Origin of the sequence: Sporosarcina limicola, assembly GCF_014873855.1 — a bacterium.
Taxonomy (GTDB): domain Bacteria; phylum Bacillota; class Bacilli; order Bacillales_A; family Planococcaceae; genus Sporosarcina; species Sporosarcina limicola.
In genome coordinates this window covers 1-11099 of sequence record NZ_JADBEL010000052.1, presented here as the reverse complement: position 1 = coordinate 11099, position 11099 = coordinate 1, and the positions used below count along the sequence as shown (strand labels likewise).

The window sequence follows — 11099 nt, the reverse complement described above, 5'->3', positions numbered from 1 at the left end:
AAAAAACAAGTCGAAAATCAACTACAGCAATGGATGGCCGGTTTACCCAGTTATATCAAGGCTTATTTGCCGATTTCAGTGTGCGAAAGTTGAGTAAATAATAATGGGAAATATATGAATTACAATTTATATTCTCAAGCAAAAAATATTTCTTATGAGGATTTTGATAGGTCTACTAAAGAGTTAATTATACGTCTTGAAGAACAATGTAAAAACTTATTTAATATAGACTCTGAAATGGAAAATACTATTAAAGATTCTATACTTGCGTTAATTGATGCAGCATATGAAAAATATCGCGATGACAACGCATCAGATTACGAAAAAATTTTAGAAGAGAAAATCTATAAAGACCCTGTTTGGTATGAACTAACAACTTATTGGGGAAATAAAGTTTCCGGTATAAAATATCGCGATCGAATTGCAGATACTTTATTCCAAACAATTAAAAATAAAAACTATATTGAAGAGATTTTACAACGACGAAACACTGCAAAATTCTTCATAGAAATTCAATCCACTCTTAATTTAGAAAAAGCCTTAATATAGTTTTCGAAATCCATTATTCAAAGACGAAACATAGCTACAACTGCTTCGTCTTTGAACTTTCCAATTGTAATTATAAATTCAGTGATTGTACCTTATTGATTTTCAACTTTTCTCTTATGTTACTAGACTCCTCTCCCCACACTCGTTCAATGTATTCTTTCTCCCCTACCAAAACCGGCTTAAAATGACGCAATTCTTCCTTCCCATAGACATATGCTCCAACCATATGATTTTCAGACTGTGCTGCATGAAGAAATGAAGATTTTGCTTCATTCACTTCCTGATAATCAATAATCGGGGTTTTCGTCGCTTTATGATACAGTTCAATGCTTGGCTCTGGTCCATGTACTTCTTGGAGGGCAAATTGCTTGGAAAAACTCTTATACATTTTTGCTGCTGCGGGATGTTGATCGATGACATTCATCAAAAGAATTTCTTTTCCTTTCAACATCTTCTCGGTAATCGCTTCGCCCCGTTCATCCATTAATTGCTTCACCTGGTGATTGTATTTCGCAATTTCAAATCCGTTATACCGCGCATCAAACACCTCAACGGCTGTGACTGGATTTCTAACATATCGGAAAGCAGGCAATGACTTGGCCAACTGCTCAACATGAACGACTGATTGTGTTTGTAAAGGTTTTTGAACGACTTGTTGCAATTGTTCGTACAATTGTGGGTGTAGGACGATATCAATCGTGGCTAAGGTCTTTTCAAGTGTTACCTGAATGTCCGTCAATGCTTGTCTCATGAGTTCCGTGTCTTTAGCCCATGTCGCAATATATCCTATCGAAAAATGGCTCGTATCAAAGCCTAAGTATGCCATTGTTGCACATGCGACTGATTCTGCTTGGGCCTCTTTATGCGCACGACTTGCCTCGGTATAATGTCCATCTCGGCCATGCAACTGTGCATGTGCAAATTCATGAACGAGTGTACTCAATTTTGCAATAGCGTTGTTTTCTGATGCATTAATGACAATTACATTCGTCGAGGGCACATAATACCCACGTCCTTCTTCCTTAATCGAATACGTCTTTTCTGCCACATGTAGCTGTTTAAACTGGTTTAAATAATTTTTCATGTTCTCATATAAGGCTGTCGCATCTTCATCGGTTTGAAATCGTTCATTGACAAAATCCCTCGTTACTTTAAGTGGCTCTCCATCTGTTTGTGCAATATCAAACACCGTCACCCACTTATAACGGACCAATACAGTATCCATTTTCGGGTTACCCTTTTCATCGTATACAGGCTTCTTTGTCACCCGATCTAGGACGGGGTGTTGTTCAAAAATTGGCGCACGAATTTGAATCGCTTTCTCCCCTTTTTGCACAAAGCGTTGGTGCTTTTTCCACGCTTGAAATCCTGCGATATACGTAGCTTTCGGATCTTGCATAAAGACTAAAATTTGATTGTCAATCGAGTACTGACGCATACTCGCCATGAAATGCAAATAGCGCTTGAAATCTTCTTGGTTCGCAAATTGGGTCAGTTGCTCTTCTAATCTAGCTGTTAACTCTTTCGTTCGCTCTTCATATTTATTCGGCTGAAGAGGCATTATACCTCACCTCGCTTTTGAAATAACGGAACGTATCGCTGTTCATCTTCAAACGGCACTTCTAAATAAGCGACAATATCGTACTGCAATAGATCAGGAACTTCTACAATCGTTAATAAATCACGCTTATCCCGATAAATAGGCTTATCACTGAACTCAACTTCTTCACGTCGATACATACTTTTAACTCCTTTCTTATTATCAAAAGTAGAAATTTCTACTTTTGAAAGGTATATACATTCACAATTAAACACACTGATAAAGTGTTATACTAAACAAAAATGGAGTTGACTAAAATGAATTTACCTAGATACATCCATTCATTTTTTGAACTTGTAAAGCTTCAAAAAATTGAAATTTATAACGAGTTCTCATTACAGCATGAGCTTGGATTATACCTAAGAAATCATTTAGATAGCTCTTTCAAAATTCAATTTGAACGCAACATCAAATTCTTTGATATCACAGAGAACTTAATTAAAAAAGAATTGGATATTGTCATCTATAACCCGACAACAAATGAAAGATATGCCCTCGAACTGAAGTATCCAAAGAACGGTCAACACCCAGAGACAATGTTTAATTTTGCAAAGGACATTAAATTCATGGAACAAATGAAAGAACACGGTTTTTCTCACACTTATGCAATTTCATATGCAGAAGACAAATTATTTTATAGTGGATCAAACATTGCTGGTATCTATGGATATTTCCGTTCGAATAATCCCCTACATGGAGAAATTACTAAACCAACAGGAAAAAGAGATGAACAATTTTATATAAATGGCTCTTATACAATCCAATGGCAGGCTTTAGAAGATTCTTCAAAATACTATTTACTTGAGATTTAACACTTATCAAAGGTGGAAATTTCTACTTTTGATAAGTATACTTTTAATTCATCTGCTCAATTTTATAGTAACTCCCTCTACCCGTTTTCCCTCCTCATCCAATTCGTACAACGTCACATTGTCCTTTGATTCCTGTTCGATCTCATACTGATAGGAAAGTTCCTGTTCACCATCTTTTGTAGTATAAAGATTTAAAATCTTATCCTCTACCGTCCATTCAAAAGAATTATTAAACATTCCCATTTCTATGAGCACGGTATCATTATCATTGAATGTCACCGTTCCTCCACCACCCGCTGATTCTGTCCCCGTCCACTTGCCAATCAAATCATTTTTACTATCACCACAAGCTGCTAACAACAAGAGCACGAGTACCGTAAGCAGTGAAAATTGAGCCTTTTTCATAACTCCAGCCTCCCATCTATTTTAGAAGTTTCATCATCGAGACCCGTGTAGCAGACTTACCAAGTGAAATGCCACCTTTTGCACCACCACTTGAATACCACATCGAACGCAATACGCTAGGCCCACGAATAATTAACACGCCACAACCAATAATGAGCATGAAATCATACCAACTTTTGAAATTAGCAAGTAACTGTACAAGAGCCACCATTAACAATACCTGCGTCACGATGCTCACAATTTGACTTAAAAACTCACGCCTCCAGATTTCACTAAAGTCATAGCTCTCCGTAGCAATCGTAATCGCTGCAAAAACACTAAAGACTTCTAAAATAATCAAATCTACATGATACACGCAAATTTTAAATGTAAAAATGACAAAGACAACAATTAAAAATAAAAGCAATAACGTTGCTGCCATTGTTCCCGTTCCAAATATGTCAACAACCATCGTTGAGGCAATCGAATCGGTAATTATATTTGAGGAACTTCCCGCAATTTCAACAAACATATACTCCATCAGCGGATACAAAATTTCTTTCACAACAAAATACAAGATGATTGGCAATAAAAACACCATCGCACTCGCTTTTAACGAGCTCATTATGATTTCTGAAATATTACTTTCATTATTTGTTGCTTCATTGAGCATGGTATTTAAAATGCGAAACAGTACAATTGCAACAAGTAATACCCCTCCAAAAACCGCGAATACACTGTACACATCTAAAAATAAGCCACTTAATGCCTCATGGTTGAACAATACTTCCGCTAAAAATCTAAAGACAGCTGATAACATATCATTCAACCAATCATCTATCATTTCCATCACTTTGTCTTTTATAGAAAACAATTGGCAAACCTCCTTTTAACGAAGCCCTATGCGCAGCCACTATTTTTCGAGCTCAATATTACCATTCAACTCCTCTAATGCACTTTCAAATGTGACTTCCTGCTCTACAACTTCAAAGCCAAAAAAATCTTTTTCGAGTGCCTCTTGTTCAGTCTGTTTCTCCTGCTCTTTTTGGATTACTTCCTTTTCAAATTGTTGCTGTGCTTGTTCCAATTTTTGAAGCTGTTCCATAGACGGGTTAGAACGGTAATCTACATGCTTTATCTCATATTGCTCAGTCACACCCGGAAATAGCTGAAATTGAAAAGCCTTCTTCATCTTAATGGGAGGCTTGTGTTGAAATAAAATAATACCAGTATCGGCAGGCATCTGCATTATCTCCCCTGCCGTCATTAAATCACGGGCAACAAAACCTTCACTTTCACTCATGCTACTTGATCGATTTTCCTTGCCGTACTGCTTGGATTCCGATTCGGTATCAACTTTAACAGTCGTTTTATCGAGTAAATCTTTAAAATAGGTCGCTGTCGTTCGATTGGCTGCATTCAAACAGATTTTAACTCCACAATTCCCTAAAATAGATTCGGCTTTTTTATCCCCGTAACGATCCTGCATCTGCGAAATCGTTTGAATTATTGTTGCGACACTAATTCCATAACCACGGCACGTCGCTAAAAACTCCTCGTAATTATCGAATTTCCCGAGATTCACAAACTCATCCAAAATAAAATTTACATTTCTCGGTAGCTTTGCATGATGATTTGACGCAAACTCATACAGCTCATTAAATAACTGGCTAAAAAACAAATTGACTAAGCTTTGCCATGACTGATCCATTAACGGAATAATAACGTACAGCATTATTTTCTTATGGCCAATATCCGTTAAATGAAAATCGCTAAAGCTCGTAAATTCAGCGACTTCGCTATCAATATAATCGGCAATCGTCGTCAAAAGGGATACGATGATACTTCCTTGCATTTCCCGCTTCGCTTTCTTGTAACCAAGTTCATAAGCGCGCCTTGCAGGATGATTAAAATCTAACGCTAGAAATTGCTTATCTAACTCACTTTCTCCGTCTCCTTCGTCTGTGCCGAACGTCTGCAAAAACCCTAGCAGACCTCTCATATTGCGATGTTTTGGCTCTATTTCATGGATAGCATATAAGATTAGCGCTCTTAACAGCGCACGTTGCGAGTAGTACCATATATCACGCTTGCCGTCCTTGTTCGCACTATCGACCATTTTCGTCGCTACGGTAGTTGCTTGCGTTTCCTTACGTACATAATCTAGTGGATTATGGCGATCACTCACCTCCATATTCATAAAATTAATGACGTGTAGCTCATAGCCCTGTGCTTTTTTAATTGCTGCCGTTTTCTCATACACTTCAGCTTTCGGATCAGTAATGACGATGCTATTTTCTGTTTCATATAAAACATTCGTGATGACAAAGGACTGTGTTTTATAGCTTCCTGGACCACCGACAACCATAACATTTCGGTTCGGCTTCGATTCATTTGGCTGAATTAAAATTTTCTTATTAAAAATTCCCAAAATGGTTCCATTCATCATTTATCAGTCCTTTCCACTTTCAAAATGAGAACTAAATACTGTAAGATTGAGATAAATATATTTTAAGGAGCCAACGCGCTTAGCTGCCTTAGCAACTGTCTACTTATTATTTTTAGGAATAACTATAATCTCTACACTAAAATTGAATCGGGTGGTGGTTAACATGATAAACATCTTGGGTTTTACTACACTAACAACAATTAGTAATCAGTTAACATCCCTACTTGGTTCTGCCTTAGTAGCAGTTGCTTTGGCTCCTTAAGCTATATTTTCACTTTGAAAGTGATTGCAGAAACGTCTCACGCACCTCTTGCTCAGACTTTCCGATAAAATTACCATCCAAAATCTCCTTTTCCTTCTCCCAGCGAGCCGAGCCATGATAGGCATTTTTCTCATGTATTGCCCAACCATCCTTTTTCGTCTTATACTTAAGCTGAATCAACCCGCTGTAAAACAAATTGAGTACGGTTAAAATAACAAACAATGGATTCTGACTCATGACATACCCATTTATCGTTTGAATCGGATGCAAAAAAACATCTTGCAAACTGTTGAACATGGCCCTTGTAGTTAGACTTAGCTTTAATTCACTCACTAACAAAATCAAATCAATGAACAGAACGATGATGATTTCAAACGCAAAAAAGCTAATACAAAACCACACCAGCTTTTTCATACGCCATCCACCTCAGTCATATTGCCAATCACTTTGATGTCCCCAATTAAAAATTGCCCATTGTTCTGTAGTACCGATACTTCGTACAATTGACTGCCGTGGTTTACTAACGCACCATCTAAAAAGTAACTCGTCGTTGTATACACTAAAAACGTATGGGGCGTAGATGGATTAATATAAACTTGCACACTTTCAAGTTCATTTTTCATTGCAACAACAGGTGGTGCAAGTGATGAAGCACCTTTTAACTTATTCAATACATCTACTTTCACCAAATTTGATAACTCTTCAAAACGAGTGACGTAAGACTCGTTATCATAGTTCAAATACACATGGAAAGTCTGTTCAATAAATCGAACTTCCTCCCCCGTTACCTGTAAACCCGTCACTGCCGATAATTCATCTACTTTTCCCTTCAACGCTTGAATCTTTTGATCCTTCTGCCCGACAGTATCTTTTAATGTCGATTTCTCTCCCGATAAGACAAATACGGAACCTGCTAGAATGAGCACGGCCACTAGAAGAATACCCATGGTAATTCCTTGCTTCATCCCTCCTCACCTCCTAAAAAATCAACAATGCGTCCATAACCATATAAATGCTCCTGCCAATAGCGGTCGTTCACATTAGAAAACCCGATACCACCACCGTTTGCATCAAACATTTTTCCGTTGCCAACATACATTCCGATATGTGTGACCGGTCTCCCCGCGTTATACGTACCTGTAAAAAAGATAAAGTCCCCTGGCTGCAATTCATCAGCTGTAATCTTTTTCGAAGCATTGTATTGCTCCTGTGCTGTACGCGGAAGGTTGACGCCTATTTCCCGAAAAGCCCACATCATTAAACTCGAACAATCAAAGGACGTTGTAGGATTCATGCCACCAAACGTATACGGATAACCTTCAAATTGCAGCATCGTTTCATAGACAACTTGAAAATCTGCTGAAGCATTCGCTACATCAATCAATTGTCCATCACGCATCGTACCTACATAACGCTTCACATGTTCCACGTAAGCTGGATCTCCGTAACTCGTCCATCCCAACTTATTTGCTTCCTGCCAGGAAAATGTTTGTGCCAATTCCCCTGAATGGGCTCCTCCGTTTTTAGCAATGAAATCGATATATCCCAACCCGTAATTGTAGCTTTGAATGGCTGTATCTAAATCTACGTCGCTTTTCCGCATCTTTTCTAGCACATTATTAAAATGAGTCACCCCAACTTCAATTGAATACATTGGGTCAGTAATCGTATTCGGGGCCAAACCAATCGACTCACTCGCTTGCATGATATCGAGTGAAGTTGTACCTCCACTTTCCTGCATCATAATTGCAAGAACGAGCGCTGTATGTTCTTCTAATCCATATTGAGAAAGAACCGCTTGAACAACTCCCTCATATTGTAATACCGCTGATGATAATTTACTGCCGACCGTATAACTACCCGGAGGTTGCGACGATTGTTCCGAAAATAGCATAGCAACAACGAGAACGAGCAGGAAAATAGGAACTAAAATTACCCATAACAGCTTGCGACCATCTTTAGAAAATAAAAGCTTTGCTAGTAAGAGTTTCATGAATTCAGCCCTCCTCTAACTCCTGTATTTTCGCCTCCAATTCCTCAATTTTCGTTTGCTGCACTTTCAATTGATCCGCTTGATTAGGAGAATCCTTCGACTTAATGGTTGTCATTTTCTCCTTTGCCATGGCAACTTCACTGTTTATTTGCGCCAATTCAATTGCACTTTGTAAGGTCGCATCTTGTGTTTTATTCAATACTTCGCGAGCTCCTGCCATATCTCCATTCGCTATAAATGTTTGTCCCATCCGCTGTAACGTTTCCACATTTGAAATAAACGGTAAATCCGCTGTCATTTGTGCAACATCATAGCTAACAATGGCTTTTTCATGTGCAAGCTTTTGAGTAAGGGCCTCTTCATCCGTCGAAAGCCGTAAATCCAACACTACTTTTTCATCATTGTTCGTATAAAGCTGTGCGATCACTTGCTCTAACATTTTCGGTTCTGTATTGAGCGCAAGCTGCCACTCTTCTTTTTCAAATAATTTCTTGGAAACCTCTTTTGATGAATCACCTAAAGTGAGAAATAAAGGAATGGCTTCTTTGTAATTTCCTTGCTCGAAAAACGCGTCTGCTTGTTGCCTTTTTCCTCTCACTTCATAGGTAGCTTCTAGTTGGCCAAGTGCCTCATGCTGCTGTTCATTCGCATCGTATTTCACATAACCAACAGTTCCTAGAGAAAGGATTGCCATGAGAACAATTCCAAATATCGTTCGATTTCTCCATTTCCTCTGCTCGGCTACTTGTACTTTAACTGTGTGATAAGCAACGAAATCATAGGCTTCTGTGAGGAGTTCCTTCATTTCCTCCATCGTTTTAGCAAATAAAACAGAACGAACTAGATCATTCGCTTTCTTTTCTAAACGCTCTGGCTCGGTTAAGCATTTTTCATAGGGATAATTCGTTAAAATCATTAATATCAGTGCCTTATACCGTTGTAAATGCGTATACTTTTCTTCTTTTGGCATCACTCGGTTAGCACGGTACCCATAAAGAATTGTGGACATGGGATGATAAAAGACCGTTGCTGGATGCAAACTAACGTGAAACGGCTCCTTCGTCACAATTTCGTCTAGCAGTATGGCTTGTGCAATCGCGAGCTTCACGACATACGTTTCTTGTTTAATCGCTGCTACTGGCTTTAAATGCTCGGAGAAATGAAAGGTTAGCACAACATGCCCTTCCGTTTCTTCAATCGATTGCAACGAAAGAAAGGATTGAATATCATTCGACATCAAATACGTTTTGATTTCTTCTAGCTTGTCATACGTAAACTCACTGCGACTCATCGTAAACTGCGCAAATTGTTTTGTTATTTTGATGCTACCAAAGGAAAAATTATAAATTTTGGTTGTAGTCCTTTCAGCACCTCCTAACATTAAAATATATAGTTAACACTAAATCCCCTACTTGCAAGTGGTTAACCGGTTAACCATAGTTTATTTGTAGTTTCTATATTTCCGGAGTAGAAGTTTTTACCTTTGCAAAGTAGAAGTATTTATTTTTGGATTTCCCCCATATTCAAGGCTTCTTGCTTTTCCAATTCGGTCATATGAATGCGGTCCTCGTAATTCGGAACATGCTCAGCACTCACCCCGTATACTTCCTCATATCGAACAGGATCTTTTAAACGGAGTTCTTCTTCCGTCAATTCAATCCGCATAAATGCTCGCTGCGTCCCGTGAATCATTAGTGCCTCCCCTTGTTTCCGTCTTTCTAACAACTTTCTCTCCTTGTCACTGAACGTCATCCGCAACTTCCGGGTAATGTCGTCCACACCTTTATTGTCTAAACCGAAAAATACTTTCGTATAACTGTTGCCAATAATGGCTTCCCCAACATTTTGTCCGTTCGCCATTTGACCATCCAAAACATCTTGAATTTGCTGTGTCCCTGCAATAGCCCCTGCGTTATATTTTCGAAATCGCTTATACGCCTGGTAGAAAAAACTTGCTGCATCAGGATTTTGCGTTAAAAAGTGAAACTCATCGACGAACAGCTTCACGTTCTCCTCTTTATTTTCCGTAATGTTGTCCCATAAATAACTAAATGTATTTAAATATGCAGCCCCTTGTACTTCTGCTTCATTTTGTAACGGCTTTAAATCAAAGGAAAGAAGATCACTTTGTAAGTTAATATTCGTGTGCCCATTAAAAATCGTTTTACTGCCATTCACGTAGCTTTCCAAGATATAGTGAAAATCCTCAATGCGACCGTAACGATCCGCGTCCGTTTCCTTTAACTTCGCAAGTGCCTCATAGACATCCGACAGAATGGGATATGACGTACTTGGCACTTCACGGAAACTGGTAAACCCGTGGACCCCTGCATCCTTATACACTTGCCGCAGTGTTGCATCTAACACGGCTTTTTCCACTTGTGTGATGTCTTGCTTCAACACTTGAAAAAAGCCAAGCAATCGCTGAATCTTATCCTTTAAAATCATTTCCATATTGGCCGTTGTTTCATCTGCCACATGCTCGGAATACACTTCTAGCGGATTGATTTTCGTCGTTGAATTACTGCTAAGATGTACGACCGTTCCACCTAAATGCTCGACAATACTCGTATATTCATTTTCCGGATCAATAATAAAAACCTTCACGCCACGGGAAAAAATAACGCAAAATCTTTTGCACCATGTACGTCGTTTTCCCGACACCACTTGTCCCAATCACAATCATGTTTTGATTCAACGTATTTTTACGATCCAAATAATCAATCGCAATTAAACTTCCTGTGTCTTTATTTACGCCCTCTACATCACTGCGTGGATTAATCGTTAAAATTTCGGCATCATCAAATGGGAACATACTACTCGCTGCCTCGGTATTGGACTGTTTATACGTATAGTCACCAAGCAGATTCTCTAAAATCGGCATCGCACTCCAAAACGTTTGGTACATCGCCTTAAATGGAGTCATTGCTTTTAACTGCAACTTCGTTAACGTATTTTGGCTCTTACGCTCATTTGGGGAAAAGGTCTATTCCGCTCCATTGCTAGAAGTTAATAGTATTAGAATATAATTATAGTTCATAAAGAACCCT

Annotated in this window: 13 protein-coding genes; 2 read left to right on the top strand and 11 right to left on the bottom strand. The window is 38.6% G+C overall.

The features are described 5' to 3' along the window. Positions 1-114 precede the first annotated feature (114 nt). Positions 115-549, top strand: a complete 435-nt coding sequence (locus tag H4683_RS20660; RefSeq protein ID WP_192600713.1) for a hypothetical protein — start codon at positions 115-117, stop codon at positions 547-549. 70 nt (positions 550-619) lie between these two features. On the opposite strand, the gene H4683_RS20655 is transcribed toward H4683_RS20660, so the two are convergent. Together H4683_RS20655 and H4683_RS20650 are read right to left on the bottom strand one after the other, a co-directional pair. Beyond that, positions 620-2110 (bottom strand): ArdC-like ssDNA-binding domain-containing protein, encoded by a 1491-nt coding sequence (locus H4683_RS20655; RefSeq protein ID WP_192600712.1) that lies wholly within the window; start codon positions 2108-2110, stop codon positions 620-622. Continuing rightward, positions 2110-2289 (bottom strand): hypothetical protein, encoded by a 180-nt coding sequence (locus H4683_RS20650; protein ID WP_192600711.1) that lies wholly within the window; start codon positions 2287-2289, stop codon positions 2110-2112. The genes H4683_RS20655 and H4683_RS20650 overlap by 1 nt, the downstream gene beginning before the upstream one ends. Positions 2290-2406: 117 nt before the next feature. Here H4683_RS20650 and H4683_RS20645 point away from each other — a divergent pair, with 117 nt between their 5' ends. Beyond that, complete coding sequence (locus H4683_RS20645; protein ID WP_192600710.1) at positions 2407-2961, top strand: hypothetical protein; 555 nt, start codon at positions 2407-2409, stop codon at positions 2959-2961. Positions 2962-3009: 48 nt separating this feature from the next. Here H4683_RS20645 and H4683_RS20640 read toward each other — a convergent pair whose 3' ends face one another. The 9 genes from H4683_RS20640 to H4683_RS20600 form a co-directional block, all read right to left on the bottom strand. Continuing rightward, the gene (locus tag H4683_RS20640) at positions 3010-3366 is read right to left on the bottom strand and encodes a hypothetical protein (RefSeq protein WP_192600709.1); all 357 of its coding nucleotides are present in this window, start codon (positions 3364-3366) and stop codon (positions 3010-3012) included. A gap of 16 nt (positions 3367-3382) precedes the next feature. Further along, positions 3383-4219, bottom strand: a complete 837-nt coding sequence (locus H4683_RS20635; protein WP_192600708.1) for a conjugal transfer protein TrbL family protein — start codon at positions 4217-4219, stop codon at positions 3383-3385. A 39-nt stretch (positions 4220-4258) separates the two neighbouring features. Beyond that, entirely contained in the window at positions 4259-5791 is a 1533-nt protein-coding gene (locus H4683_RS20630) for a VirD4-like conjugal transfer protein, CD1115 family (RefSeq protein ID WP_192600707.1), read from the bottom strand. A gap of 274 nt (positions 5792-6065) precedes the next feature. Beyond that, positions 6066-6470 carry a hypothetical protein gene (locus H4683_RS20625; RefSeq protein ID WP_192600706.1) on the bottom strand — a complete coding sequence of 135 codons (405 nt, stop codon included), beginning with the start codon at positions 6468-6470 and terminating at the stop codon, positions 6066-6068. Beyond that, positions 6467-7021: a hypothetical protein gene (locus H4683_RS20620; RefSeq protein WP_192600705.1), complete on the bottom strand. Its 555-nt coding sequence runs from the start codon at positions 7019-7021 to the stop codon at positions 6467-6469. Before H4683_RS20620 ends, H4683_RS20625 begins: the two co-directional genes overlap by 4 nt. Then, complete coding sequence (locus H4683_RS20615; RefSeq protein WP_192600704.1) at positions 7018-8049, bottom strand: bifunctional lytic transglycosylase/C40 family peptidase; 1032 nt, start codon at positions 8047-8049, stop codon at positions 7018-7020. The genes H4683_RS20620 and H4683_RS20615 overlap by 4 nt, the downstream gene beginning before the upstream one ends. Positions 8050-8053: 4 nt before the next feature. After that, a complete protein-coding gene (locus tag H4683_RS20610) occupies positions 8054-9340 on the bottom strand; it encodes a type VII secretion protein EssB/YukC (protein ID WP_192600703.1) in 1287 nt (428 codons plus the stop codon). 209 nt (positions 9341-9549) lie between these two features. Next, positions 9550-10713 (bottom strand): VirB4 family type IV secretion system protein, encoded by a 1164-nt coding sequence (locus tag H4683_RS20605; RefSeq protein ID WP_338062512.1) that lies wholly within the window; start codon positions 10711-10713, stop codon positions 9550-9552. After that, on the bottom strand, positions 10637-10975 hold the full coding sequence (locus H4683_RS20600) for a hypothetical protein (RefSeq protein ID WP_192600701.1): 339 nt from the start codon (positions 10973-10975) through the stop codon (positions 10637-10639). The genes H4683_RS20605 and H4683_RS20600 overlap by 77 nt, the downstream gene beginning before the upstream one ends. Positions 10976-11099: the final 124 nt, after the last annotated feature.

What these genes read in the sequence shown, in the direction of transcription:
- H4683_RS20655 (WP_192600712.1), bottom strand. Translation starts at nt 2,110, where the DNA reads ATGCCTCTTCAGCCGAATAAATATGAAGAGCGAACGAAAGAGTTAACA.
- H4683_RS20660 (WP_192600713.1), top strand. Translation starts at nt 115, where the DNA reads ATGAATTACAATTTATATTCTCAAGCAAAAAATATTTCTTATGAGGAT.
- H4683_RS20645 (WP_192600710.1), top strand. Translation starts at nt 2,407, where the DNA reads ATGAATTTACCTAGATACATCCATTCATTTTTTGAACTTGTAAAGCTT.
- H4683_RS20600 (WP_192600701.1), bottom strand. Translation starts at nt 10,975, where the DNA reads ATGACTCCATTTAAGGCGATGTACCAAACGTTTTGGAGTGCGATGCCG.
- H4683_RS20620 (WP_192600705.1), bottom strand. Translation starts at nt 7,021, where the DNA reads ATGAAGCAAGGAATTACCATGGGTATTCTTCTAGTGGCCGTGCTCATT.
- H4683_RS20615 (WP_192600704.1), bottom strand. Translation starts at nt 8,049, where the DNA reads ATGAAACTCTTACTAGCAAAGCTTTTATTTTCTAAAGATGGTCGCAAG.
- H4683_RS20650 (WP_192600711.1), bottom strand. Translation starts at nt 2,289, where the DNA reads ATGTATCGACGTGAAGAAGTTGAGTTCAGTGATAAGCCTATTTATCGG.
- H4683_RS20640 (WP_192600709.1), bottom strand. Translation starts at nt 3,366, where the DNA reads ATGAAAAAGGCTCAATTTTCACTGCTTACGGTACTCGTGCTCTTGTTG.
- H4683_RS20610 (WP_192600703.1), bottom strand. Translation starts at nt 9,340, where the DNA reads ATGAGTCGCAGTGAGTTTACGTATGACAAGCTAGAAGAAATCAAAACG.
- H4683_RS20625 (WP_192600706.1), bottom strand. Translation starts at nt 6,470, where the DNA reads ATGAAAAAGCTGGTGTGGTTTTGTATTAGCTTTTTTGCGTTTGAAATC.
- H4683_RS20630 (WP_192600707.1), bottom strand. Translation starts at nt 5,791, where the DNA reads ATGAATGGAACCATTTTGGGAATTTTTAATAAGAAAATTTTAATTCAG.